The following is a 25095-nucleotide window of genomic DNA, read 5'->3' on the forward strand; positions in this document are numbered from 1 at the left end:
GTCCGCAAGCGTCTGTCAGGCGTTTTTGCGCCAGTTGAGGATCAGCAGGGTCAGCACCCCGGCGACGATGCCCCAGAAGGCCGAGCCGATGGAGAACAGGGTGAAACCGGAGGCGGTGACCATGAAGGTGATCAGCGCCGCTTCCCGTTCTTTGGCCTCGTTCATCGCCACGCTCAGGCCGTTCATGATCGAGCCGAACAGGGCCAGGGCGGCGATGGACAGCACCAGCTCCTTGGGCAGCGCGGCGAACAGGGCAGCGAGGGTGGCGCCGAAGGTCCCGGCGATGCCGTAGAAGATCCCGCACCAGACCGCCGCTGTGTAGCGTTTGTTCGGGTCTTCATGGGCGTGGGGGCCGGTGCAGATGGCCGCGCTGATCGCCGCCAGGTTGACCCCGTGGGAGCCGAACGGCGCCAGCAGCAGCGAAGCGATGCCGGTGACCGAAATCAACGGCGAGGCCGGCACCTGGTAACCGTCGGCGCGCAGCACGGCGACCCCGGGCATGTTCTGCGAGGTCATCGCCACGACGAACAGCGGGATGCCGATGCTGATGGTCGCGGCCAGGGAGAAGCTCGGCGTGGTCCACACCGGGGTTGCCACCTCCAGCTTGAAATGACTGAAGTCCAGCAGCCCGAGCACGGCGGACAGTCCGGTTCCCACCAGCAGCGCCGCCAGCACGCAATAGCGCGGTGACAGGCGCTTGACCAGCAGGTAGCTGAAGAACATCCCCAGCACCAGCGTGGTGCGGTGTTGCGCCGCGACGAAGATCTCGCTGCCGATCTTGAACAGGATCCCCGCCAGCAAGGCCGCGGCCAGGGACGCCGGGATGCGCCGCACCAGACGCTCGAAGCTGCCGGTCAGGCCGCAGATCACCACCAGCACCGCACAGGTGATATAGGCGCCGATCGCCTCGCCGTAGGTCACGCCGCCCAGGCTGGTGATCAGCAGCGCCGCGCCGGGGGTCGACCAGGCCACTGTCACTGGTGTGCGGTAGCGCAATGACAGGCCGATGCTGCACACTGCCATGCCGATGGACAGGGCCCAGATCCACGAGGAGATCTGCGCGCTGGTGAGTCCTGCGGCCTGGCCGGCCTGGAACATCAGCACCAGCGAGCTGGTGTAGCCGGTGAGCATGGCGATAAAGCCGGCGACTACCGCCGAGGGAGACGAGTCGGCCAGCGGCCGCAGGTGTGCGGAAGTGGCGTTGGGCATGGGAAATTCCTTGTTCTTCGGGTGTAAGCAGATTTTTCAGACTACCGTGCGTACTGCCCGCGAGTGCGGTACAGCGAGCGTTGCATTTAGCCGTACAGTCAGCGATTCCGTTTGGCGTAAAAGAGGGGAGGGGCACGATGTACAAGGTCTATGGGGATTACCAGTCGGGCAACTGCTACAAGATCAAGCTGATGCTGCATCTGCTTGATCTGCCGTACACCTGGCTGCCGGTGGATATTCTCAAGGGAGAGACGCAGACCCCGGAATTCCTGGCGATGAACCCCAACGGCAAGGTACCGGTGTTGCAACTGGAAGATGGCACCTGCCTGTGGGAGTCCAACGCGATTCTCAATTTCCTCGCCGACGGCAGCGAGTTCCTGCCCAGCGAGCCGCGCTTGCGCACCCAGGTCCTGCAATGGCAGTTCTTCGAGCAGTACAGTCATGAGCCGTACATTGCCGTGGCGCGTTTTATCCAGTTCTACCTGGGGCTGCCGGACGAGCGCCTGGAGGAATACCGCAAGCTGCACAAGGGCGGGCACAAGGCGCTGAAAGTGATGGAGCGGCAACTGGAAGTGACGCCGTACCTGGTGGGGGACCAGTACTCGATCGCCGATGTGGCGTTGTATGCCTACACCCATGTAGCCCATGAGGGCGGCTTCGACCTGGCGGTGTATCCGAAGGTCAGGGAGTGGCTGGCGCGGGTGGCGGAGCATCCGCGGCATGTAACCATGCTGGGTTGATGTTGAAGCTGCTGGCCCTATCGCTGGCAAGCCAGCTCCCACAGGAATTGCATGCACCGCGATCCTGTGGGAGCTGGCTTGCCAGCGATGAGGCCAGTACTCACACCGCCGAGAATCGCTTGTCCAGATACTCGATGATCACCTTGGACTCATACATCCAGGTAGTCTTGCCATCTTCCTCGATCCGCAGGCACGGCACCTTGATCTTGCCGCCGCCTTCGAGCAGCGCCTGACGGTCCTGCTCGTTGTTCTTCGCATCCCGCAGCGCCACCGGCACGTTCAGGCGGTGCAGGGTGCGGCGGGTCTTCACGCAGAACGGGCAGGCATGGAACTGGTACAGGGTCAGGCCGCGTGCCTGTTCCTCGACCCGGGCTTGCGCCGCCGGGTCACGCTTGAGCTTGGCCGGACGGCTGATCCAGTCGAAAAAGACGATCATTTGGCCGAGGCCGACCCGCAGGGCTTTGACGATCATGGTGATTCCTCGCAATAAAAAGCCGACCTGAAGAGGTCGGCTCGAACAACGCACCCGATCACTTGATCAGGCTGAGAAACTCGCTGCGGGTCGCCGCATTGTCGCGGAAGGCGCCGAGCATCACCGAAGTGATCATGGACGAGTTCTGCTTCTCCACACCGCGCATCATCATGCACATGTGCTTGGCTTCGATGACCACGGCCACGCCGGTCGCGCCGGTGACCTGCTGCACCGCCTCGGCGATTTCGCGGCTGAGGTTTTCCTGGATCTGCAGGCGACGGGCATACATGTCGACGATCCGTGCCACCTTGGACAGGCCCAGCACCTTGCCACTCGGGATGTAGGCGACATGCGCCTTGCCGATGAACGGCAGCAGGTGGTGTTCGCACAGCGAGTACAGCTCGATGTCCTTGACCAGGACCATTTCGCTGTTGTCGGAGCTGAACAGTGCGCCGTTGGTGACTTCTTCCAGGGTTTGGTTGTAACCGCGGCAAAGGTACTGCATGGCCTTCGCGGCCCGTTTCGGCGTGTCGAGCAGGCCTTCGCGGGAGACATCCTCGCCGAGTTGGCCAAGGATCGCGGTGTAATGCTGTTCCAGGGACATGGATCTACCTGTGGTGTATTTCGCAAACGCGAAGGGTACGGCGGCTGTGGCGCCGCCGCAAGTGCGGCGTTACTCGTCGCGTCCTTCGAGCATGGTCCGCTTGAGCATCACGTACACCGCGCCGGTGCCGCCGTGACGGGCCTGGCACGAGGTAAAACCGAGGACTTGCGGGTGCTGGCGCAGCCAGGTGTTGACGTGGCTCTTGATCATTGGCCGCTTGCCGTCCAGACGCACGGCCTTGCCGTGGGTGACGCGCACGCAGCGAATTTCGAAGCGGGTGGCCTCGGCGAGGAAGTCCCAGAGGATCTCCCGGGCCTTCTCCACGCTCATGCCGTGCAGGTCGAGGCTGCCTTCGAAGGGGATCTGGCCGATCTTCAGCTTGCGCATCTGGCTTTCCTGCACGCCGTCGCGGCTCCAGTGCAGGTCGTCTTCCGGCCCGACATCGATAACGAACTGGTCCGACAGGCCATCGACCACGGTCTGGTCGCTGCGCACCGTGGCGTTCTGCCTCAGGCTGGCGAGCTGCTTGCGGTCGGCCTTGGGTTTGCCGGTGTCGGCGCGGTCATGCTTGATCTGCTTGACGCCGCGCATCTCGCTCTTGAACAGGGAAAAATCATCGTCTTGCATGTAAAGCCTCCGCCAGAACCGCGCAGAGTCTACGCAGTCAGTCGTGTTTTTTCATCAGGTGCGGGGACAGGTTCAGTTCGCGGCCCCGGCGCAGGCGCAAGCGGCGGCGGCGCCAGACCCAGATGCCGAGATACAGCACGAACAAGCCGCCAACCAGGATCAGGCTGGCGGCGGCGGGATTGTCATTGAGCTCGCCCAGGGCGGCGGGGCGCCCGAGCAGGCTGGCGGCGCCGGCCATGGTCAGGAGCACGCCGAGGGTGGTCAGGAGCATGGCGAAGATCGCGGCCAGACGCGCACCCCAGGCGCCCGGCTGACGCGGGCGCAGGCGTTTGGCGTCGAAACCGTCGGATATTTTCATGCCGATCTCCTCAGTAAAGATCCGGCTTTTGACCGGAAATCGTCGAGGTGGTTCCGTACGCCAGCCGGGTCAGATCAGGCTGTCGACCGGAGTCACGCAGGCAAAGTTGTCGGCCATGATCGCCATTTCGCTCTGCTGGATCTGTGCGGCGGGGATCACGCCGTCCTTGAACGGCAGGTCGCGAGTGGCGCAGCCATCTTCCACCAGGGTGCAGCGGTAGCCGTAGTCCTTGGCCCGGCGCACGGTGGTGCTGACGCTGGAGTGGCTCATGAAGCCGCAGACGATGATGTCCAGGTGCCCGAGTTCCTGCAGGGTTTCATGCAGCTTGGTGTTCTTGAACGCGTTGGGCATGCGTTTTTCGATGATGATTTCATCGCCCTGCGGCTCCAGGCCCGGGATGAATTCGCCGCGCGGGCCTTGCGGGTCGAACAGGCCGCCGACGGTACCCAGGTGACGCACATGGATGATCGGACGACCGGCTTTGCGTGCCGCTTCGAGCAGTTTGCCGATGTTCGCCACGGCGTGGTCCATGCCCGACAGCGCCAGGGGACCGCTGAGGTACTCCTTCTGCGCATCGATAATCACCAGGCTGGCATTGCTCAGCTTGGCTGGCGGGTAGCCGCGTCCACTGAGGTGGAACATCGTCGTTGGAACAGACATTAAGGGCTCCTTTGGCTAGGGCTTTTTGGCTATTCTCCCTTGCTTGGCCGCCGATGTGAATCGCTTCGCGCACAAGTGGCGCAGTTATTGGCTCCCAGCCATGTCAGCGATTGGCTCATTTTCGCCGTGGCGGCCAATCCTGGCGCGGGGCTGGTAGACTTGCCGGTCGTCTTCCAAGGAGTCTGCCGTGATCACTTCCCGCCTGCGCACATTGCGCGACCATATTCGCTGGGCTGTCAGCCGTTTCCATGAACACGACCTGTTCTTCGGGCACGGTGCCGACAACGCCTGGGACGAAGCCCGCCTGCTGGTGCTGGGCGCGGTGCACCTGCCATGGGAAGTGGCCGACAGCTACCTCGACTGCCGCCTCGAAGACGACGAACTGGTCAACCTGCAGCGCCTGCTCAAGCGCCGGATCGAAGACCGCGTGCCCACCGCCTATCTGCTTGGTGAGGCGTGGTTCTGCGGCATGTCGTTCATTGTCGACGAGCGCGTGCTGGTACCGCGTTCGCCGATCGGCGAGCTGATCGAAAAGCGCTTCGAGCCCTGGCTGGCGGCGGAGCCTGCGCGGATTCTCGACCTGTGCACCGGTTCCGGCTGCATCGGTATCGTCAGTGCCGAGGTCTTCCCCGACGCCGAAGTGGTCCTGGCCGACCTGTCCTTCGAAGCCCTCGAAGTGGCCAACCAGAATATCGAGCGGCATGGCCTGGACCAGCGCGTCTACACCGTCCAGGGTGATGGTTTCGCCGGCCTGCCGGGGCAGCGTTTCGACCTGATCCTGTCCAATCCGCCGTATGTCGATGCCGAGGACTTCGCCGACATGCCAGCGGAATATCACCACGAACCCGAGCTGGGCCTGGCCTGTGGCAACGATGGCCTGGACCTGGTCCGGCGCATGCTGGCCGAGGCGGCGGAGCACCTGACCGAGAAAGGTCTGCTGATCGTCGAGGTGGGCAACAGCCAGGTGCATGTGGAGCAGCTGTACCCGGAAGTGGACTTCGCCTGGCTGGAGTTCGAGCGCGGTGGGCATGGGGTGTTCATGCTGACGGCGGAGCAGTGCCGCCAGCATCAGGCGTTGTTCGCCTCGCGGGTCTAAGAAATTACCTAGGTCCTGTGTCGGCTGCACTATTGCAATCGCTGGCAAGCCAGCTCCCACAGGGACCGCGCCGCCCTTAGGGGCAGCGGTAAACCTGTGGGAGCTGGCTTGCCAGCGATGCTTTTTAGCGGTGGGTTGCGATCCAGATCAGCAACCCGGCCTGGAACACGGCAAACGCCACCAGGCAGGTGATGGTAAAGCGCAGACCGCTGTCCTCGCGCTTGAACTTGGCCACCCGTTCATCCCGCTCGCGCAGTTGCGCTTCCTTCTCGTGCAGCTTCTGCTCGGCCTGCTGGAGCATGCTGGCGGCATCGATGATGTCCACCCGCTGCAGCTTGTCGGTGTTCCAGCCGCCTTTGAGCTGGCCGACCTGGGTTTGCGCGTAACTACCCTTCAGATGCTGGGCATCGGCGTATTCCACCTGCACGCCACTGGCCTGCAGTACATGGTCGCGACGCAGGCGGGTGTCTTCGTTGAGCGCATCCTTGTTCGCCAGCAGGCCGCCTTCGAGCTGGTAGCCCGACCAGCGCCGCTGCGCCCACTGTACGCCCTGGGCCACGAGGAAGCGGCCGATCCCGCGGTTCAGCGGCTCGACCTGCAGGCCGCTGTCCGGGCCGATGGTCACCAGGCGCTGGGCGTGATCGACACGGATATCGAGGACGTTCTGTTCCTTGCGGGTCTTCTGCCCGGGCAGGCGGATCTCCATGCGCAGCAGGCTGTGCTCCTTGCTGTGCCGTTCGGCATAGCCGTACTGGACGAAGCGCAGCGGGCGCGGACCGCTGGCGCGGTCGGTGGGCAGCGGCGCCAGGCGCAGCAGCTGGAAATGCTCCGGGGCCAGGTCCGCCCAGGGCAGCGGGGCAGCTTCCGGCGCAGCCGGCTCGTCGGTCGCTTCGGCAGCGTCCTGGGTGGGTGCATCAGTCATCACGGAGGTCCTCTTTTATGCGCGCCAGGCAGCCTGCAATGGCGTTGCCTGCAATCGGTCTATCGGCCGGCGCGGCAAGGACTGGAGGGCAATTTGCTCAACCCGGTGTCAACTGGCGCACAAAAGCGACGATCCGCTCGCCCAGGGCGCTGGCCAGGGGCAGTTCGGGATTGGTGTAGGCGTCGCGCTGCTGGCCGATGCCCGGCGGGCTGATGCGCAGCATATGGTTCATGCCGTCGATCAGGGCCAGTTCCGCATCGGGTTTGGCGGTATGCAGGGCGCGGGCATCGGCCGGGCTGACCTGGATATCGTTGCGGCCCTGGATGATCAGCGCCGGCACTTTCAAGGCCGCGAAGGCCGCCGCCGGGTCCTGGCGGAACAGGGAAATCAGGTAGGGCTGCACGCTGGGGCGGAAAACGTCTTTCAGTGGTGCGGGTATCTGCTTGGTCTGCTGGCCGGCTTTGAGCTGGTCGATCAGCGTCTGGGCGCGCGTGAGCTCCTTGGGTGGCAGTTGCTCCGCCAATTGCTCGCGCAGCACCTGGTCGATCGGCCGACCACTGCCGGCGAGGGCGATCACCCCGTTGGCACCCGCCGGCCCGGCGGCCAGGCTGGCGATCAGCGCGCCCTCGCTATGGCCCAGCAGGATCAGCGGCCCGAAGCGCGGATCGGTCTTGATCGTGCGGCTCCAGGCCACGGCGTCGGCGACGTAGCGCTCGACACTCAGATTGCGTTCGTCCGGGGTCGCCGCCAGGCTTTCGGCAACCCCGCGCTTGTCGTAGCGCACGCTGGCGATGCCGTTGCGCGCCAGCTGCAGGGCCAGGCGCTTGAGGATATCGATACGGCCCACGGCCGGGTTGTTGCCGTCGCGGTCGGTGGGCCCGGAGCCGGCGATGATCAGCACCACCGGCGGTGGCGTCTCGGTGCGCGGCAACAGCAGGCTGCCGCGCAGGATGCCCTGGCCGGTATCGAGGCTGACCGGACGCTGGAACACCGTCGGGGCAGCCTGGGCGAAGCAGGAGACGAACAGCAGGAGGAGGGCGGCGAGGCGCGGCATCATCGAACACACATGGGGGGATGCCAGTAAGACCGAAGCGGCAGAGGAAGGTTCTGCATCGGGGATGAACTGATTGGTTAGCCTGCGTATACTGGCGGCCTTGTTCAAATCAGGCTGATTTCGCGGAGCGTCTGCATGTCCGGCAATACCTACGGCAAGCTGTTCACTGTCACCACCGCTGGCGAAAGCCATGGTCCGGCGTTGGTCGCCATTGTCGATGGCTGCCCGCCGGGCCTGGAGATTTCCCTCGAGGACCTGCAGCGCGACCTGGACCGGCGCAAGCCCGGCACCAGCCGCCACACCACCCAGCGCCAGGAAGCCGACGAGGTCGAGATCCTCTCCGGCGTGTTCGAAGGCCGCACCACCGGGTGCGCCATCGGCCTGCTGATCCGCAATACCGACCAGAAGTCCAAGGACTACTCGGCGATCAAGGACCTGTTCCGCCCGGCCCACGCCGACTACACCTACCACCACAAGTACGGTGAGCGCGACTACCGTGGCGGCGGCCGCAGCTCGGCGCGGGAAACCGCCATGCGCGTGGCCGCTGGCGCCATCGCCAAGAAGTACCTGGCCAGCCAGGGCATCCGCATTCGCGGCTACATGAGCCAGCTCGGCCCGATCGAGATCCCGTTCAAGACCTGGGACTCGGTGGAAGAAAACGCCTTCTTCAGCCCCGACCCGGACAAGGTCCCGGAGCTGGAGGCCTACATGGACCAGTTGCGCCGTGACCAGGATTCGGTCGGCGCGAAGATCACCGTGGTCGCCGAAGGCGTGATGCCGGGCCTCGGCGAGCCGATCTTCGACCGTCTCGACGCCGAACTGGCCCATGCCCTGATGAGCATCAACGCGGTCAAGGGCGTGGAAATCGGCGCCGGTTTCGCCTGCGTCGCCCAGCGTGGCACCGAGCACCGCGACGAGCTGACCCCGGAAGGCTTCCTCAGCAACAACGCCGGCGGCATCCTTGGCGGGATTTCCTCGGGCCAGCCAATCGTCGCCCACCTGGCGCTGAAGCCGACCTCCAGCATCACCACCCCGGGCCGCTCCATCGACAAGGACGGCAACCCGGTGGACGTGATCACCAAGGGCCGTCACGACCCGTGCGTAGGCATTCGCGCCACGCCGATCGCCGAAGCCATGATGGCCATCGTGCTGATGGATCACCTGCTGCGTCATCGCGGGCAGAACGCCGATGTCCGGGTCAGCACGCCGGTACTGGGCCAGCTCTGATGCCCCGCACCACCCCGCGCGCCACGGCCCTTTAGCCGTGGCGCTGCCTTACTGGCGCCTGTCCAGTTTCTACCTGTTCTATTTCGCCCTGCTGGGTGCCACCGCGCCATTCCTGGCGCTGTACTTCGACCACCTCGGTTTTTCCAGTGCGCGAATCGGCGAGCTGGTCGCCATCCCGATGCTGATGCGCTGCGTGGCGCCCAATCTTTGGGGCTGGCTCGGGGATCGCAGCGGCCAGCGCCTGCTGATCGTGCGGGTGGGGGCGCTCTGTACCCTGGCCAGCTTCGCCCTGATCTTCGTCGACAAGAGCTACGCCTGGCTGGCGCTGGTGATGGCACTGCATGCCTTCTTCTGGCACGCCGTGCTGCCGCAGTTCGAGGTCATCACCCTGGCCCACCTGCAGGGCCAGACCGGACGCTACAGTCAGATCCGCCTGTGGGGTTCGATCGGTTTCATCCTCACCGTGGTCGGCCTGGGCCGGCTGTTCGAATGGCTGAGCCTGGATGTCTATCCGGTGGCGCTGGTGTGCATCATGGCCGGTATCGTCTGCGCCAGCCTGTGGGTGCCCAATGCGCAGCCGGTGGAACATGCCGGGCGGCCGGCCGGCGGTGGTTTTCTCAAGCAACTGAGCCGGCCCGGCGTGTTGGCGTTCTATGTTTGCGTGGCGTTGATGCAGCTCAGCCATGGTCCGTACTACACCTTCCTGACCCTGCACCTGGAAAGCCTCGGCTACAGCCGCGGCATCATCGGCATGCTCTGGGCCCTAGGAGTGCTGGCGGAGGTGCTGCTGTTCGTGGTGATGAGCCGGATTCTCGCGCGTTTCTCGCTGCGTCGGGTATTGCTGGCCAGCTTCCTGTTGGCGGCGCTGCGCTGGTTGCTGCTGGGGGCGTTCGCCGAGCATCTGGCGGTGTTGCTGCTTGCCCAGTTGATGCACGCGGCGACCTTCGGTGCTTTCCATGCCTCATGCATCGCCTTCGTCCAGCGCAGCTTCGGCGCGCGCCAGCAAGGGCAGGGACAGGCATTCTATGCGGCGCTGTCCGGCACCGGCGGTGCCTTGGGCGCCTTGTATGCGGGCTACAGCTGGAAGACCCTGGGCCCGACCCTCACCTTTAGTATTGCCAGCGTCGCGGCGCTGGCTGCAGCCGTTATCATTGTCACCCGCTTGAAAGAGGACGCGGCCTAGCGTCCTTTCCCAGATTTCGAAAGATCAGGAGTTGCCCCTTGAGCATCCTCAGCGTTTATCACCAGTCCAGCCCCGACAGTCCGAACAAGGTCCTCACCCACGCCGACGATATCGCCGCGACCCTGGCCGAGCAGGGCGTGCGGTTCGAGCAGCGCGAGGTGGTGCAGCGGATCCGGCCGGGCACGCCCGAGGCCGAGGTGATCGCCAGTCTGGGCGGTCAGGTCGAGGCCTTGCGTGGCGAGTTTTCGGCGGCGCTGGTCGAGGTGTTGAGCGTCAATCCGGAGCATCAGCAGAAGGATGAGCTGCGCGCCGGGCTGATCGATGAGCGCACGCATGCGGGGGACGATGTGCGGTTTTTCGTCAGTGGGCGTGGACTGGTGAATATGCGGATCGGCGAGTACGTCTATGGGCTGATCGGGGAGCGGGGGGATCTGCTGGTGGTGCCGGCTGGGGTGGCGCAGTGGTTCGATATGGGCGAGCAGCCGAACCTTGTGCTGGTGCGGTTCCTGAGCAAGGAAGGTCAGAAGGCTCAGCTGACTGGGGATGAAAGTGCTCTGGCGTACCCGGGGCTGGATGACACCTTCTAAGGCCTCATCGCTGGCAAGCCAGCTCCCACAGGGTTAGCGGTGTAAGCGGACCTGTGGGAGCTGGCTTGCCAGCGATGCTTTTAGCGGTAGGTCGGCAGGGCAAAGCGCTGCTGGCTCTGCAGCATCGAAATCACCGGCAATTCACTGGCCTGCTCGGCCAGGTCACGGCGGATCGCGCTGATCGCCCAGGACAGCTGCTCGGCGTTGTGCAATTGGGCATAGGACAGGCAACGACGAGTCTGCTTGCCATCGGCAGCGCGCAGGGTCAGCAGGATGCCACCGTCGGGGCGGGCCTGAGTGGCGACCTGGTAGGCGGAGAATACCGAGGCGAATTTTTCCTGAATAAGGTCCATATCAGCTCCTGGCTGTGGTTGGCAGACATGGAGTGATGGGTGCAGCGTGCGTGCCAGCTTTTCAGGATTAAAAAATCGTTATAAATCAATGATTTAAAAAATTGAACCAAAGACACTGTCGTGCATCGTGCAAGGTCGTGCAATTTGCACAGTGCATTTTGCAAGGTGCGATTTTCCTGGCACGCCGATGGAATTATTCCCGCGAATCGCGGATCAACCCCTGACAGACGATTTGGCCTTGTGCCGTTCAGGAGGTTCCCGATGTCCGACCAGCAACCCGCCAGCATGAACGCCGATGAACAGCAGGCCTTCGCCGAACAGGTCTTCGACCGCGCTCGCCAGGGCGATGCCGACATGCTTCGCCGCCTGCTGGAAAACGGTCTGCCAGCCAATCTGCGCAATCACAAGGGCGATACCTTGGTGATGCTGGCGAGTTATCACGGTCATCTCGAGGCAACCCGGGTGCTGCTGGAGCACGGCGCCGATCCGCTAATCGCCAACGACAACGGCCAGCTCCCGGTAGCGGGCGCGGCGTTCAAGGGCAACCTGGAGATGGTCCGCCTGCTGGTGGAACAGGGTGGCGACCCGGATGCCGCCGCCGGCGACGGGCGCACGGCACTGATGATGGCGGCGATGTTCAACCGCGTGGCCATCCTCGACTACCTGCTGGAACAGGGCGCCGACCCGACCCGGCGCGATACCCGTGGCGCTGACGCTCTGGCCTCGGCCCGGGCCATGGGCGCGAGCGAAACCGCCGCGCGCCTGCTGGCGCTGGCCGGCTGACCCCCGGGCGGCTATCCTTGGCGCCTTTTTACAGGTGTCACAGGGCCTCCCCATGAAAGAACAACTCGTCGAACTCATCGGCAAGATCAGCTCCGGCTGCCTGTCCGACCAGGATATCGAGCGCATCGCCGACGAAGCGGCCCAGGCCTACGCCGACCCGGAAGGCTTCCTCGCCGCCAATCCCGACATCAACTACGACGACACCTTCCCGATTCCCCTGGGCGAATGGGTCGTGGTCGGCAGCCTGCCGGATACCGTGCTGTTCCAGGCCGACGCCTACGAAGACCTGTTCGCCAGCATCGTCGCCTCCTTCGACAAGAGCGTGCCGTTCAATATCAAGCCCAAGCAACTGGCCAAGGTCGAGGCGCTGACCGCGCTGAACCGCATCCAGGTGCAGATGGGCAGCATGAACAAGGAAGCCGGCGGCTATGTGCTGATGAACCTCAGCCAGTTGCTCGACGATGAACTGCAGATGGTCCTGGTCTGCGGCAACGACCTGCCGCGGGTGCTGGAGCTGTGCGCCGAGCTGAACATCGCCGCAGCGCCCGCCCTGGAAGCGCTGCGGGTGGCGGTTCACGTTTAACCGAGCGCCGTATCGAGGAACATCATCACCGCGAAACCGCCCATCAAGCCGAGGGTTGCCGAGGTCTGGTGGCCGTTGCGGTGGGTTTCCGGAATCACTTCGTGGGACACGACGAAGATCATCGCCCCCGCCGCGAGGCCCATGCTGATCGGGTAGGCGAGGGCGAACCCGCTGGAAATGCCCAGGCCGATCACCGCGCCGATGGGCTCCATCACCCCTGAACCGATCGCCACCAGCGCCGCTTTCAGGCTCGACAGCCCGGTGGCACGCAGGGCCAGGGCCACGGCCAGGCCTTCGGGGATGTCCTGGATGGCGATGGCGCTGGTCAGCGGCAGGCCGACATTCAGGTCGCCCGTGGTAAAGCTCACGCCAATCGCCATGCCTTCCGGCAGGTTGTGCAGGGTGATCGCCAGCACGAACAGCCAGACTCGGTTGATCCTTTCCGCCTCGGGGCCGCAGGGGCCGGTGCTTTCGTGCTCGTGCGGAGTGAAGCGGTCCAGGCCGAGCATCAGCAGCACCCCCAGGCCCATGCCGACCACTACCGTCAGGGCGGCGAACGGGCCGTTGCCGGTGATCTCGCGGGCCGCGTCCAACCCCGGCAGGATCAGCGAGAACGAGCTGGCGGCGAGCATCATTCCGGCGGCGAAGCCAAGCATCACATCCTGGGTGCGGGAGCTGACCTCGCGCAGCACCACGGCCAGGATCGCGCCCAGCGCGGTGGCGGAAAACCCGGCCAAACCGCCGAGCATGGCCATGTGCAGGTTTTCCTGATGGTCGCCATGGATCGCATTCCAGGCACTGGCGCCCATCAACCACAACACTGCCAGCAGGCTCAGGCCCAGGCCGGCACTTAGCCAGGGCGTGGCTTGCACCTGTTGCAGCCACGCGCTGTACATCGAGGCAGGGGCGCTGGGGTTCTGGGATGGTGGCATGAAGACTCTCCGGCAAGACTTATGTAAGCGAGTGTAACGAAGCGATCGGAACGCCAACGATGCAAGGGCGTCTATAAGGCCGATAGCCATCTATTCTTTGGGTAGCGTTTACTGGGAGTTTCAACATGGGTTCGATGTTCAATGGCCTGGCCGGCCTGATTATCCTGGCCCTGGATATCTGGGCGATCCTCAACGTGGTCAAGAGCAGCGCCGGCGGCGGCGCCAAGGTCTTGTGGATCCTCCTGATCATCCTCCTGCCGGTCCTCGGTCTGATCATCTGGGCCATCGCCGGGCCGCGGGGCAACGTGCGGATCTAGGTCGGCAACAGGCCGATTCACACGCGGATTTGTGTTAGCCGGGCAACCCGGCTAGCCTGATCCGCGTTCACGCCGCTTCAACGAAATTTTCACAATCGATTGAAGACAATCGCGCGCGTTTTTACCCATTCGTCCAATCGCTGACCCTCCGGAACCTCTTCCCCGGAGCGGCGCCGTTTTGCGTCGATGTGCTTTCTATAACCAGAATCCCAGGGATCCTCCACTTCATGGCTAAAACGGACGCCTCGCGCCTGCAACCGACGGTCAAATCACACCTGCTCTACACCCTCCTGTGCGGCCTGGTGATCATGCTGATGCTGAGCGCCGTGCGGTTCGCGCTGCTGGTCTACAACAGCGACATGATCGGCGACACCCCGTACTCGACCGTTGCCGAAGGCTTCTTCAACGGCCTGCGCTTCGACCTGCGCGTGGTGGTGTACCTGAGCATCCCGCTGCTGCTGGCCATCCTCAGCGCCCGGGCCATGGCGGCCCGCGGCCTGTTCCGCCTGTGGCTGACCGTCGCCGGCAGTGCCACGCTGTTCCTCGGCCTGGTGGAGATGGACTTCTATCGCGAGTTCCACCAGCGTCTCAACGGCCTGGTGTTCCAGTACATCAAGGAAGACCCGAAGACCGTGTCCAGCATGCTCTGGTACGGCTTCCCGGTGGTTCGCTACCTGCTGGCCTGGGTCGCCGGCACGGTGATCATGAGCCTGGCGTTCAAGGCCATCGACCGCCTGACCCGTCCGCGCGGCCAGTACCAGAGCAACGTCGCCGGCGTGCGCAGCGTGGCGCCGTGGTACGTGCGTGGCGTAGTGTTCTTTATGATCCTGCTGGTGGCCGTGATCGCCGCCCGCGGTACCCTGCGCCAGGGCCCGCCGATGCGTTGGGGTGATGCCTACACCACCGATTCCAACTTCATCAACCAGCTCGGTCTGAACGGTACCCTGACCCTGATCGACGCCGCCAAAAGCCGCTTCTCCGAAGATCGCGACAACATCTGGAAGGCCACCCTCGATCCGCAAGTGGCCCAGCAGACCGTGCGCGACATGCTGCTGACCCCACACGACAAGCTGGTGGATGCCGACAGTGCAGCGGTTCGACGTGATTTCACCCCGCCGGCGGAAAACACCCTGCCGATCAAGAACGTGGTGGTGATCCTGATGGAAAGCTTCGCTGGCCACTCAGTCGGCGCGCTTGGCGCCGAGGGCAATATCACCCCGTATTTCGACAAGCTGGCCGAGGAAGGCCTGTTGTTCGACCGCTTCTTCTCCAACGGCACCCATACCCACCAGGGCATGTTCGCCACCATGGCCTGCTTCCCCAACCTGCCGGGCTTCGAATACCTGATGCAGACCCCGGAAGGTGGTCACAAGCTGTCCGGCCTGCCGGCGCTGCTCAGTGCCCGCGACTATGACGACGTCTACGTCTACAACGGTGATTTCGCCTGGGATAACCAGTCCGGCTTCTTCGGCAACCAGGGCATGACCACCTTCATCGGCCGCAACGACTACGTCAACCCGGTGTTCTCCGACCCGACCTGGGGCGTGTCCGACCAGGACATGTTCGACCGCGGTGCCCAGGAGCTGGCCCACAACTACGGCAAGAAGCCGTTCTATGCCCTGTTGCAGACCCTGTCCAACCACACGCCATATGCGCTGCCGAAGAACCTGCCGGTCGAGCCGGTCACTGGCCAGGGCCGTCTGGACGAGCACCTGACGGCCATGCGCTATTCCGACTGGGCCCTGGGCCAGTTCTTCGAGAAAGCGCGCAAGGAGCCGTACTTCAAGGAAACCCTGTTCGTCATCGTCGGCGACCACGGCTTTGGCAACACCCAGCAGGTCACCGAAATGGACCTGGGGCGCTTCAACGTGCCGCTGCTGCTGATCGCGCCGGGCATCCAGGAGAAGTTCGGCAAGCGCAACCATACCGTCGGTACGCAGATCGACATCGTGCCGACCATCATGGGTCGTCTCGGTGGCGAAACCCGTCATCAGTGCTGGGGCCGCGACCTGCTCAACCTGCCGGAAGGCGACCAGGGCATCGGTATGGTCAAGCCATCCGGCAGCGAGCAGAACGTGTTCCTGATCCAGGGCGACCGCATTCTCATGGAGTCCAAGGATTCGGCCCCGATGATGTGGCGCTACCAGCTCGGTCGCAAGTTCAGCGCCGAGCGCATCGACGATGCCGACAAGGCCATCATGGCGCAGAAGCTCGAAGCCTTTATCCAGACTGCGACCAAGAGCTTGCTGGATAACACGGCCGGCGTGGTGCATGGCATTCCGGACTGATTGACCGCTGTCCGCGCTGAAAACCCAGGACCCCGGCATTGCCGGGGTCTTGTTTTTTGGCGGCAAGCTTCAAGCTGCAAGTCATAAGAAAAAAGCGATAGCGCTGCCGTCGAGCTTTTTCTTATGACTTGAGGCTTATGGCTTGAGGCAGGATCAAAAAACCGGAACAACGCCCCCCGCCCAAGGTCAACGGAAGGTAGGCCGGAAATACCTTGTACTTCCCTTCGAGGACAACGCCAGATGAAAGAGTGGGAAATCACCTTTGTGGACCAGAAGGGCGAACGCACCTCGCTGCTGCTCGCTTGCGAACACCGCCCGAGCATCGAAGACGCTGCGCGGCGGGTGAGGGGCCACCTCTTCCCGATCATGGACGAACTCGACCTCAATGACTTCCAGGACCGCGCCGCCTGTCCGACCGCCAAGTGGCTTAAAGAGCAGAACGGCGTGGAAATCACCGGCATCGCCGAAAGGCCCTGAATCGTCACAGCTGGCGATCTGCCCAGCCTGACGCTACGCTGCAAACACGGTCGTCGTTTTTTCCGGCGACGGCCGTTGCCGTCGTTACATCCGCTCGAGACCCCCACCCGACACGGGTGCATTGGGGGTGGCGTTACAGCGCCGAAAGTCTATCCATCGTGATTGAGGAGGACGATTCAATGAGCAACCTGTACGAAGACATCAGCAGCATCGTGCTGCGCCGCATGAAAGAGGGCGGTTTCGACTTCACCCAAATCCATCCCATCGAGTTTTACGCGGTATTCCCGGACGAGGAACGGGCGCGCAGGGCTGCAGGCAAGTTTCGTGGCGAGTCGCTGTGTGCCTCGGTGCATGAAAGCGACGAAGGCTGGCAGCTGGAATTGCAAAAGATCATGTACGCCACCCATGGCGGGATCGACGAGTTCGAGCATGACTTCGAGGCTGTGGTCAGGCCCTTGGGTGGCGAAGCCCAGGGCTGGGGCGTCAAGCAAGAGCGTGTGCTGACCTGAAACCCCTGCCGGGGCGGCGCCTGGCGCGGCCCCGGTTTCACCCGCGCTTCGCAATGAAGCGTGCGCCCCACAAGCGTGGCGATAGCTGCACAAGTCTGGTGCGGCATCTTTTTCGACTCTTCGCAACTGCTTGATTCATAAGCCTTATTGTCGCTGGCACGGGCTTTGCGATACTCCTTGGGCACGGGTGACAAGGAGTTCGGCATGATTCGCAGTTTCTATGATGAGATGTACGCCGCCGACGGTCAGCTCCGTCCGCATTACCGGGAATTCGCCCGCTGGCTGGGGCAAACGCCGCCGGAACTGCTGGCCCAGCGGCGCCGCGAGGCCGACCTGCTGTTCCATCGCGCCGGCATCACCTTCACGCTCTACGGCGACGAGCAGGGCACCGAGCGCCTGATCCCCTTCGACACCATTCCCCGGGCCATCCCGGCAAGCGAATGGCGGGTGGTGGAGCGCGGCTGTATCCAGCGGGTCAAGGCGCTGAACCTGTTCCTCGCCGACCTGTACCACGAGCAGCGCATCCTGCGTGCCGGGATCATTCCCGCCGAACAGGTCCTGGCCAATGACCAGTACCAGTTGGCCATGCAGGGCCTGAGCCTGCACCGCGACCTCTACGCGCATATTTCCGGGGTCGATCTGGTGCGCGATGGCGATGGCAGCTACTACGTCCTCGAAGACAACCTGCGCACCCCCAGCGGGGTCAGCTACATGCTCGAGGACCGCAAGATGATGATGCGGCTGTTTCCCGAGCTGTTCGCCGCCCAGCGCATCGCGCCCATCGATCATTATCCCAACCTGCTTCTGGAAACCCTGAAAAGCTCCAGTCCGCTGGATAACCCCAGCGTCGTGGTGCTGACTCCGGGGCGCTTCAACAGCGCCTTCTTCGAACATGCGTTCCTGGCCCGGGAGATGGGTGTGGAACTGGTGGAGGGCGCCGACCTGTTCGTCCGCGACGAGCGGGTGTTCATGCGTACCACGGGCGGTCCGAAACCGGTGGATGTGATCTACCGCCGGCTCGACGATGCCTACCTCGACCCCCTGGCCTTCAACCCGGAATCCATGCTCGGCGTGCCCGGCCTGCTGTCTGCCTATCGCTGCGGCAACGTGGTGCTGGCCAATGCCATCGGCACCGGGGTGGCCGACGACAAGTCGGTCTACCCCTATGTCACCGAGATGATCCGTTTCTACCTCGACGAGGAGCCGATCCTGAAGAACGTGCCCACCTGGCAATGCCGCAACCCTGCCGAGCTGTCCCACGTACTGGCCAACCTGCCGGAGCTGGTGGTCAAGGAAACCCAGGGGTCCGGCGGCTACGGCATGCTGGTCGGGCCGGCCTCGACCCAGGCCGAGATCGCCGCCTTCGCCGAACGCATCAAGGCCCGCCCGGCGGCCTATATCGCCCAGCCGACCCTGTCGCTGTCGACCTGCCCGACCTTCGTCGAGAACGGCATCGCGCCGCGGCATATCGACCTGCGGCCGTTCGTCCTGTCCGGACGCGAGACCCGCGTGGTCCCCGGCGGCCTGACCCGGGTGGCGCTGCGCGAAGGCTCGCTGGTGGTGAACTCGTCCCAGGGCGGCGGCACCAAGGACACCTGGGTGGTGGAGGACTGAACCATGCTCAGCAGAACCGCTTCCGACCTGTACTGGATGTCACGTTACCTGGAGCGCGCGGAAAACCTCGCGCGCATGCTCGATGTCAGCTATTCGCTGTCGCTGATGCCCCAGGATGGCAGTGGCGATGGCCTCGATGAAATGACCCTGGCCCTGCGCATCACCGGTACGCTCGACGACTATCTGGAGCGCCACGGTGAGTTGCACGCCGAGCGCCTGCTGCACTTCTTCGCCCTCGATCCGGAAAACCCGGCGAGCATCTACAGTTGCCTCGGTGCGGCGCGGGCCTGTGCCCACGCCGTGCGCGGCAAGATCACCGCCGACATGTGGGAGAACATCAACGCCACCTGGCTGGAGATTCGCGGCATCGCCGAGCAGGGCCTGGGCCGTTATGGCATGAGCCGCTTCAGCGAGTGGATCAAGGAGCGCTCGCACCTGTTCCGTGGCGCCACCTACGGCACCATCATGCGCAACGATGCTTTCCGCTTCATTCGCCTCGGGACCTTCATCGAGCGCGCCGACAACACCTTGCGCCTGCTGGACGCCCGCTACGAGATGTTCGGCGAGGCGGCGGAGAGTGTCAGCGACAGCTCCGCCCGGGGTTACTACCAATGGAGCGCCTTGCTCCGCGCCCTGTCCTCGTTCGAGGCCTATACCGAGATCTACCGCGACGCCCCCACGGCGCGCCATGTAGCCGAACTCCTGCTCCTGCGTGCCGATGTGCCCCGTTCGTTGCGCGCCTGCACCGAAGAAATCGACCAGATCCTCGCCAGCCTGCAGGGCAGCAACGGCCGTCCGGCCCAGCGCCTGGCGGCGGAGGTGGATGCCCGCCTGCGCTACACCGGCATCGACGAAGTGCTCTCGCAAGGCCTGCATCCCTGGTTGAACCACTACATTCCGCTGGTGCGCGAACTGGGCAACGCCATCCACAGTGCCTACCTGGAGGTCGTATGAGACTGACAATCAGCCACGAAACCGCTTACCACTATGAAGATCAGGTGCGCACCAGCATCCAGTACCTGCGCCTGACCCCGCCGGACAACCAGCGCCAGCAGGTACTGCAATGGCAACTGGACCTGCCGCGCCCGGTCCAGGCCCGGCGCGATCCGTTCGGTAATATCCTGCACGTCCTCAGCCTGGAAGAGCCGCATGCCGACCTGTTGATCGCTGCCCGTGGCGAGGTGGAAATCGACCCGGACCTGGAAGCCGAACAGGACAGCCAGTCACCGCTGCCCTTTCTGCGCTCCACCCGCCTGACCGAAGCCGACGAAGCCTTGCGCGCCTTCGCCAGCCAGCACTGCGGTGAGTATCGCGATCGCGGCGCGCTGATCGGCCTGATGGGCGCGCTGCATGACCATATCGCCTATCGTCCCGGCGCCACGGCGGTGGACACCAGTGCCGCCCAGGCCTTTGCCGGTGCGGCTGGTGTCTGCCAGGATCACGCCCACGCCTTCATCGCCTGCGCCCGCAGCCTGCAGGTGCCGGCCCGCTACGTCTCGGGCTATCTGTTCGACAACGACAACCAGCACATGGCCAGCCACGCCTGGGCCGAGGCCTGGCTGGACGACGCCTGGTACAGCTTCGACGTGACCAACCAGCTCGCCGTGCCGGAGCGCCATCTGAAGCTGGCGGTGGGCCTGGACTACCTGGACGCCTGCCCGGTGCGCGGCATGCGTCGCGGCGGCGGCTACGAGCAGATGCACGCCAATGTGCTGGTGACTTCCGGGTTCAACCAGTAGCCGTCAGCGCTTGTGCCGGGCCATATGGCCGAGATAGGCGAGCAGGGCGTCGAGATCGGCGTCCGGCAGCACCTCGGCGGTGAACTCCGGCATGCGCGCCTGGGGCCACTGGCGCAGGCTTTGCGGATTGCGGATATAGCGCTTGAGGAATTCCGGGCGGAAGTACTCGGTCGGGTTGTACGGCCGGTTCAGGTCCGGACCGAACTGGGCGTCACCGGCGCCATTGAGGCGATGACAGGCCAGGCAGTTTTTCTGGAACAGTTCAAAGCCGCGGGTGACCGTGGCGCTGGCATCCTTGGCCGGCAGCAGGGCGGGGAACCGCGTCGCGACCGGCTCAAGACGGCGGATGGTCGCCACCTGGTAAGGCCATTGTTCGGGGCTGATATTGCCGGCCTTTGGGTTGGTCCAGACCAGGTAGAAAGGGCCGGCCCCCGGTTTGTCCTGGCCCAGCGGCGGCCAGGGTTTTGCCGGATCTTCCACGGCGATCCAGGCGCGTGCCGGTCCCGATTTCAGTAGCGGCCCGGCAGGCATTTCCGCGGCGAAACCGTCGAGGGCCACGGCTTGCAGGTGATCATCCGGCGTGATGCCCTCGAGCAGCGCAGCAAGCGGCACGGCGCGATAATCCATGGTCTTCTTGTAGGAAACGTCCTGGTCGATGCGGATATCCCGGGCCTGCGGATGCGTGAGCAGCGCCTCGCTATCCCACTGCTTGCGGGTGCTGCCCAGTTCCAGGGTCAGTTGCGCGGCGTGCAGCGGCAGGCTCGCCAGGGCAAGCAGGAAGATGAGGCAACGGCGCATGGACGAGTCTCCAACCAGTGAGGGTCGGCAGCATACACCAGAGCTGAAATGACACTGGAAGGCGATCGCTCAACCGAACAGGCGCGTCAGGTTGGGCAGGATCAGCAGCAGTGTGGTGGCGAACAGAATAAGTCCCGCCTGACGTACCTTGTGTTGTTTGAACATGGCTATCTGCCTTTTTGTTGTTATTCCTGCAAGCCGGATGGCATCCGTGTCTCCGGTCCGGTGGGTGTCTCTGGGGGCACTTGTTTCGGACCTGCTATCAATGGGTATACAACCTGGAATGCCTCAACGTTACCGCCGATTTAGAACGCTTTCGTCTGTACTTTGGTCGACAAAGACCATTCGTTTATGAGGCCTTATGCCATCTGCGTACGACCTCCCTGACTAGACACATGCATCGGGTACACGCGCGGATTACAAGGAAATGACCGTTCGTCCGAGGGAATACTTGCTTGATACCAATATTCGCGGCAGGCTTCACCGGTGTTTTTCACCACTGTCGTTCAGGGCCAAGTCTATGTCGTTACGCATCTGCATCCTGGAAACCGACGTCCTGCGACCCGAGCTGGTCGAGCAGTATCAGGGCTATGGACGGATGTTCGAGCAACTGTTTACCCGCCAGCCGATCGCCGCCGAATTCAGCGTCTACAACGTGATGAACGGCCACTATCCACCGGAGGATGAAGTCTTCGATGCCTACCTTGTGACGGGCAGCAAGGCGGATTCGTTCGGTAATGATCCGTGGATCGCCCGGCTAAAGGCATTCCTCCTGGATCGCTACCAGCGTGGCGACAAGCTGCTGGGCGTGTGTTTCGGCCACCAGTTGCTGGCGCTGTTGCTCGGCGGCAAGACCGAGCGCGCCACCCAGGGTTGGGGTGTCGGTACCCATCGCTACGTGATGGCGGCCCGCGCCCCGTGGATGAGCCCGCAGGTGGAAGAACTGACCCTGCTGATCAGTCACCAGGACCAGGTCACCGCGCTACCGGAAAACGCCACGGTGATCGCCTCCAGCGATTTCTGCCAGTACGCGGCGTACCACATCGGCGACCAGGTGCTGTGCTTCCAGGGCCACCCGGAGTTCATCCACGACTATTCCCGCGCGCTGCTCGACCTGCGCCAGGATAGCCTCGGCAGCGAGGTCTACCAGAAGGGCATCGACAGCCTGGGCGTGGATCACCAGGGCCAGACCGTCGCTGAATGGATGATGCGATTCGTCGCCCAGCCTAAAGCCAGCCAGAACGCTTGAAGCTGGCGAACAGCGCGGCGCAGCCCACCGCGATCCCGCCCAGCACGGCGAAATAGCCGTAGTGCCAGCTCAGCTCCGGCATGTTCTGGAAGTTCATGCCGTAGATTCCCGCGATCGCCGTGGGGAACGCGAGGATCGCCGCCCAGGCGGCGAACTTGCGTTGCACGATGCTCTGCCGTGACGACTCCAGCAGCATGCCGATCTCGATGGTCTGGCTGGCCAGGTCGCGGATCCCCGCCAGGTCTTCCATCTGCCGGGTCACGTGAATCTGCACATCGCGGAAGTACGGGCGCATGTTCTTGTCGATGAAGGGGAAGGTCAGGCGCTGCAGTTCCTCGCTGACTTCGACCATCGGCGCCACATAGCGGCGCAGGCGCAGGATGTCGCGGCGCAGGTTGTGGATGCGGCGGATATCCTCTTCCACCAGCGAGCCGGCGAGCACGCTCTGTTCCAGTTCCTCGATCTCGCCGTGAATGGCTTCGCTGACCGGCTGGTAGTTCTCGGTGACGAAGTCCAGCAGGGCATACAGCACGAAATCCTCCCCGTGCTCCAGCAATAGCGGCCGCGCTTCGCAGCGCTGGCGCACCAGGGCGTAGGACTTCGAATGGCCATTGCGGCAGGTGATGATGTAGCCCTTGCCGGCGAAGATATGGGTTTCGATGAATTCCAGCTTGCCGTCCTGGCGCACCGGCGAATAGGTGACGATGAACAGTGCGTCGCCGAAGGTTTCCAGCTTCGGCCGGCTGTGTTTCTCCAGGGCGTCCTCGATGGCCAGTTCATGCAGGTTGAACTGGCATTGCAGGTTGGCCAGCTCCTGGGCGTTGGGCTCTTCCAGGCCGATCCACACGAAGTGCCCGGGCTTGCTCGCCCATTCGGCCCCTTCATCGATGCTGATATTGGTGACCTTGCGCCCGGCGCTGTACACCGCTGCTGCTACGACTCGACCCATGGTTGCGCGAATCCTCCGTTTGACGTGTCAGACAGCTTGGTCTGACCTCGGCGAAACGGCAACTGCTCAGCTGCGAGTGCGTTCCCGTTCCATCTGATCGATGCAGGCCTGCATCTGGGTCCGGCATTGCTCCATCAGTGCCGGAATATCCTGCTGGGTCAGGCCGGCGGTGGAGATCGGCGGCAGCGAGCGGATTTCCACCTGGGTCTTGCGCCAGCCATTGAGGTTCAGGCGCTTGCCATAGCGGCTGGCGCACACCGGCACGATCGGCACGCCAGCGTCGATGGCCATATGGAAGGCGCCTTTCTTGAAGGGCTTCAGCTCAACATCGGGGTTGCGCGTGCCTTCCGGGAAAATCCAGATCGAGGTGTCCTTCTGCAGGGTCTGGCTGGTGGTCTGCAGGGCGCGGCGGGCCTGGTAGGCGTTGCCGCGGTCCACCAGCACGTTGCCGCCGAGCCAGAACAACTGGCCGAACAGCGGAATCCAGCCAAGGCTCTTCTTGCCGATGCACACGGTGCGCGGCGGCACCACATGACCGAGCACGAACAGGTCGAAGTTGGACTGGTGGTTGGCAATGATCACGCAGCCGGGTGGCTGGTCGAACAGCGGGCCGACCTCGGCCTTGATCTCCAGGCGCAGCAGCCAGCTGGCCGGCCAGGCGTACAGGCGCGCATACAGGCGGCTGTTATCCGGATTGAACGGACGGCACAGGCCGATCACCAGGCCGATCAGGCCCACCAGGATGAAATGGATGCCCAGCAGGAGCATGCGAGGAAGAAAGAGCATCGGATGACTCACTCGACAAAACGCGAGGCAGTGTACGGGTGTACTCCGATGGCGGCAAACGGACTGTTTGGGGAAATGCGACGAGGGCCGGACAGCGTGGCGTGTCCGGCCCTCGTGATCAGGCGAAGTGTTCCTGGTCGCGGATGATCGCGTCGTCGAGGGTTTCCAGCAGGTCCTTGCGCACTTTCAGCTTGGTGTTCTTGTGCGCCAGCATATTGATCTTCTTCAAATGGCGGGCGGCGGCCAGGGCGGTTTCGGCCAGTTGTTCGGCAGGCACCACCTTGTCGAGGAAGCCGGCGGCGATGGCGCTGGCCGGGTCGAACATCTCGGCGTTGATCACCGAGCGCTGGAACGCTGCCTTGTCCAGGCGATTGCGGGCCAGTTCGATACCGGCGTGGTGCATGGTCATGCCGATCTGCACTTCGTTCAGGCCGATGCTGAACGGGCCCTCGACGCCGATGCGGTAATCGGCTGACAGCAGCAGGAAGGCGCCCTTGGCCACGGCATGGCCGGGGCAGGCGACGATGATCGGGTAGGGGTGGGAGAGCATGCGCCGGGCCAGGGTCGAGCCGGCGGTGACCAGGGCCATGGCGGCTTGCGGGCTGGAGGTCATGACCTTGAGGTCGTAGCCGCCGGAAAGAATGCCTGGTTGGCCGGTGACGATGACCACGGCGCGGTCTTCTTTCGCCTGATCCAGGGCAGCGTTGAAGGCGGCGATCACGTCGGGCGAAATGGCGTTGACCTTGCCGTTGTTCAGGGTCAGGGTGGCGATGCCATCATCGAGGTGGTAGTTGATCAGCTCACTCATGACGGGTTTCCTTATAAGGACAAGTGGCGAGAAAGTGGCACGACGTTACCCAGCCGCTGCGGTCAGGTAAAGCACGATGACTGACCGTGCGGTCACCGTTCAGGCTGGCGGCCGCGTCTTCTGGCGAAACCGCGGCAGAACCTGTCAAAGCACACCACGGATTGGCCAAAT

29 protein-coding genes are annotated in these 25095 nt (G+C 63.8%); 15 read left to right on the forward strand and 14 right to left on the reverse strand.

The annotated features are described in order from the left end of the window. Window positions 1–15 precede the first annotated feature (15 nt). The gene (locus tag PSEMO_RS15240; RefSeq protein ID WP_075803818.1) at window positions 16–1209 is read right to left on the reverse strand and encodes a benzoate/H(+) symporter BenE family transporter; all 1194 of its coding nucleotides are present in this window, start codon (window positions 1207–1209) and stop codon (window positions 16–18) included. 137 nt (window positions 1210–1346) lie between these two features. On the opposite strand from PSEMO_RS15240, the gene PSEMO_RS15245 reads away from it, so the two are divergent. Next, on the forward strand, window positions 1347–1949 hold the full coding sequence (locus tag PSEMO_RS15245; protein WP_075803819.1) for a glutathione S-transferase family protein: 603 nt from the start codon (window positions 1347–1349) through the stop codon (window positions 1947–1949). 100 nt (window positions 1950–2049) lie between these two features. Here PSEMO_RS15245 and PSEMO_RS15250 read toward each other — a convergent pair whose 3' ends face one another. The 5 genes from PSEMO_RS15250 to PSEMO_RS15270 form a co-directional block, all read right to left on the reverse strand. Then, window positions 2050–2421: a glutathione S-transferase N-terminal domain-containing protein gene (locus PSEMO_RS15250; RefSeq protein ID WP_075803820.1), complete on the reverse strand. Its 372-nt coding sequence runs from the start codon at window positions 2419–2421 to the stop codon at window positions 2050–2052. A gap of 58 nt (window positions 2422–2479) precedes the next feature. After that, window positions 2480–3025, reverse strand: a complete 546-nt coding sequence (gene folE, locus PSEMO_RS15255; RefSeq protein WP_075803821.1) for a GTP cyclohydrolase I FolE — start codon at window positions 3023–3025, stop codon at window positions 2480–2482. Window positions 3026–3094: 69 nt separating this feature from the next. Next, entirely contained in the window at window positions 3095–3652 is a 558-nt protein-coding gene (locus tag PSEMO_RS15260; protein WP_075803822.1) for a Smr/MutS family protein, read from the reverse strand. Between the two features lie 37 nt (window positions 3653–3689). Then, complete coding sequence (locus PSEMO_RS15265; protein WP_075803823.1) at window positions 3690–4010, reverse strand: hypothetical protein; 321 nt, start codon at window positions 4008–4010, stop codon at window positions 3690–3692. Between the two features lie 69 nt (window positions 4011–4079). Then, entirely contained in the window at window positions 4080–4670 is a 591-nt protein-coding gene (locus PSEMO_RS15270; RefSeq protein WP_075803824.1) for a cysteine hydrolase family protein, read from the reverse strand. A gap of 187 nt (window positions 4671–4857) precedes the next feature. Here PSEMO_RS15270 and prmB point away from each other — a divergent pair, with 187 nt between their 5' ends. Then, window positions 4858–5766, forward strand: coding sequence for a 50S ribosomal protein L3 N(5)-glutamine methyltransferase (gene prmB, locus PSEMO_RS15275; RefSeq protein WP_075803825.1), 909 nt, complete (start codon window positions 4858–4860; stop codon window positions 5764–5766). Window positions 5767–5890: 124 nt separating this feature from the next. On the opposite strand, the gene PSEMO_RS15280 is transcribed toward prmB, so the two are convergent. Together PSEMO_RS15280 and PSEMO_RS15285 are read right to left on the reverse strand one after the other, a co-directional pair. Beyond that, complete coding sequence (locus PSEMO_RS15280; protein WP_075803826.1) at window positions 5891–6688, reverse strand: hypothetical protein; 798 nt, start codon at window positions 6686–6688, stop codon at window positions 5891–5893. A 97-nt stretch (window positions 6689–6785) separates the two neighbouring features. After that, complete coding sequence (locus PSEMO_RS15285; RefSeq protein ID WP_075803827.1) at window positions 6786–7745, reverse strand: alpha/beta hydrolase; 960 nt, start codon at window positions 7743–7745, stop codon at window positions 6786–6788. 132 nt (window positions 7746–7877) lie between these two features. Between PSEMO_RS15285 and aroC the strand changes: the two genes are divergently transcribed. Genes aroC through PSEMO_RS15300 form a run of 3 tightly spaced genes read left to right on the forward strand, consistent with a single transcriptional unit; the run spans window position 7878 to window position 10739 of the window. Continuing rightward, on the forward strand, window positions 7878–8969 hold the full coding sequence (gene aroC, locus PSEMO_RS15290) for a chorismate synthase (RefSeq protein WP_075803828.1): 1092 nt from the start codon (window positions 7878–7880) through the stop codon (window positions 8967–8969). 37 nt (window positions 8970–9006) lie between these two features. Beyond that, entirely contained in the window at window positions 9007–10152 is a 1146-nt protein-coding gene (locus PSEMO_RS15295; protein WP_075803829.1) for an MFS transporter, read from the forward strand. A gap of 38 nt (window positions 10153–10190) precedes the next feature. Further along, window positions 10191–10739: an acireductone dioxygenase gene (locus PSEMO_RS15300; protein WP_075803830.1), complete on the forward strand. Its 549-nt coding sequence runs from the start codon at window positions 10191–10193 to the stop codon at window positions 10737–10739. 80 nt (window positions 10740–10819) lie between these two features. Here the strand turns inward: PSEMO_RS15300 and PSEMO_RS15305 are convergent, their stop codons facing one another. Beyond that, window positions 10820–11092 carry a DUF3509 domain-containing protein gene (locus PSEMO_RS15305; protein WP_075803831.1) on the reverse strand — a complete coding sequence of 91 codons (273 nt, stop codon included), beginning with the start codon at window positions 11090–11092 and terminating at the stop codon, window positions 10820–10822. 261 nt (window positions 11093–11353) lie between these two features. Between PSEMO_RS15305 and PSEMO_RS15310 the strand changes: the two genes are divergently transcribed. Both PSEMO_RS15310 and PSEMO_RS15315 read left to right on the forward strand, forming a co-directional pair. Beyond that, complete coding sequence (locus tag PSEMO_RS15310) at window positions 11354–11875, forward strand: ankyrin repeat domain-containing protein (RefSeq protein ID WP_075803832.1); 522 nt, start codon at window positions 11354–11356, stop codon at window positions 11873–11875. A gap of 52 nt (window positions 11876–11927) precedes the next feature. Continuing rightward, the gene (locus tag PSEMO_RS15315) at window positions 11928–12458 is read left to right on the forward strand and encodes a hypothetical protein (RefSeq protein WP_075803833.1); all 531 of its coding nucleotides are present in this window, start codon (window positions 11928–11930) and stop codon (window positions 12456–12458) included. Here PSEMO_RS15315 and PSEMO_RS15320 read toward each other — a convergent pair. Beyond that, the gene (locus PSEMO_RS15320) at window positions 12455–13354 is read right to left on the reverse strand and encodes a ZIP family metal transporter (protein ID WP_372239123.1); all 900 of its coding nucleotides are present in this window, start codon (window positions 13352–13354) and stop codon (window positions 12455–12457) included. The two genes, PSEMO_RS15315 and PSEMO_RS15320, sit on opposite strands and share 4 nt — an antisense overlap. A gap of 161 nt (window positions 13355–13515) precedes the next feature. On the opposite strand from PSEMO_RS15320, the gene PSEMO_RS15325 reads away from it, so the two are divergent. From PSEMO_RS15325 to PSEMO_RS15355, 7 genes are all read left to right on the forward strand, one after another. Further along, window positions 13516–13707 carry a PLDc N-terminal domain-containing protein gene (locus PSEMO_RS15325; RefSeq protein WP_075803835.1) on the forward strand — a complete coding sequence of 64 codons (192 nt, stop codon included), beginning with the start codon at window positions 13516–13518 and terminating at the stop codon, window positions 13705–13707. A gap of 227 nt (window positions 13708–13934) precedes the next feature. Further along, a complete protein-coding gene (locus tag PSEMO_RS15330; RefSeq protein WP_075803836.1) occupies window positions 13935–15995 on the forward strand; it encodes an LTA synthase family protein in 2061 nt (686 codons plus the stop codon). Window positions 15996–16235: 240 nt separating this feature from the next. After that, window positions 16236–16472: a hypothetical protein gene (locus PSEMO_RS15335; protein ID WP_075803837.1), complete on the forward strand. Its 237-nt coding sequence runs from the start codon at window positions 16236–16238 to the stop codon at window positions 16470–16472. Window positions 16473–16651: 179 nt separating this feature from the next. Then, a complete protein-coding gene (locus PSEMO_RS15340; protein ID WP_075803838.1) occupies window positions 16652–16981 on the forward strand; it encodes a ribonuclease E inhibitor RraB in 330 nt (109 codons plus the stop codon). 204 nt (window positions 16982–17185) lie between these two features. Beyond that, window positions 17186–18595: a circularly permuted type 2 ATP-grasp protein gene (locus tag PSEMO_RS15345; protein WP_075803839.1), complete on the forward strand. Its 1410-nt coding sequence runs from the start codon at window positions 17186–17188 to the stop codon at window positions 18593–18595. Between the two features lie 3 nt (window positions 18596–18598). Further along, on the forward strand, window positions 18599–19549 hold the full coding sequence (locus PSEMO_RS15350) for an alpha-E domain-containing protein (protein ID WP_075803840.1): 951 nt from the start codon (window positions 18599–18601) through the stop codon (window positions 19547–19549). Then, the gene (locus tag PSEMO_RS15355; protein WP_075803841.1) at window positions 19546–20334 is read left to right on the forward strand and encodes a transglutaminase family protein; all 789 of its coding nucleotides are present in this window, start codon (window positions 19546–19548) and stop codon (window positions 20332–20334) included. Before PSEMO_RS15350 ends, PSEMO_RS15355 begins: the two co-directional genes overlap by 4 nt. A gap of 3 nt (window positions 20335–20337) precedes the next feature. On the opposite strand, the gene PSEMO_RS15360 is transcribed toward PSEMO_RS15355, so the two are convergent. After that, entirely contained in the window at window positions 20338–21132 is a 795-nt protein-coding gene (locus PSEMO_RS15360; RefSeq protein WP_075803842.1) for a c-type cytochrome, read from the reverse strand. A 520-nt stretch (window positions 21133–21652) separates the two neighbouring features. Here PSEMO_RS15360 and PSEMO_RS15365 point away from each other — a divergent pair. After that, a complete protein-coding gene (locus PSEMO_RS15365; RefSeq protein ID WP_075803843.1) occupies window positions 21653–22381 on the forward strand; it encodes an amidotransferase in 729 nt (242 codons plus the stop codon). Here the strand turns inward: PSEMO_RS15365 and PSEMO_RS15370 are convergent. From PSEMO_RS15370 to PSEMO_RS15380, 3 genes are all read right to left on the reverse strand, one after another. Continuing rightward, window positions 22359–23330: a magnesium and cobalt transport protein CorA gene (locus PSEMO_RS15370; protein ID WP_075803844.1), complete on the reverse strand. Its 972-nt coding sequence runs from the start codon at window positions 23328–23330 to the stop codon at window positions 22359–22361. The genes PSEMO_RS15365 and PSEMO_RS15370 overlap by 23 nt on opposite strands. A gap of 66 nt (window positions 23331–23396) precedes the next feature. After that, window positions 23397–24116, reverse strand: coding sequence for a lysophospholipid acyltransferase family protein (locus PSEMO_RS15375; RefSeq protein ID WP_075803845.1), 720 nt, complete (start codon window positions 24114–24116; stop codon window positions 23397–23399). A gap of 118 nt (window positions 24117–24234) precedes the next feature. Beyond that, window positions 24235–24924, reverse strand: a complete 690-nt coding sequence (locus PSEMO_RS15380; protein WP_075803846.1) for a crotonase/enoyl-CoA hydratase family protein — start codon at window positions 24922–24924, stop codon at window positions 24235–24237. Between the last annotated feature and the right edge of the window lie 171 nt (window positions 24925–25095).

Source organism: Pseudomonas putida (assembly GCF_001941965.1).
Taxonomy (GTDB): domain Bacteria; phylum Pseudomonadota; class Gammaproteobacteria; order Pseudomonadales; family Pseudomonadaceae; genus Aquipseudomonas; species Aquipseudomonas putida_L.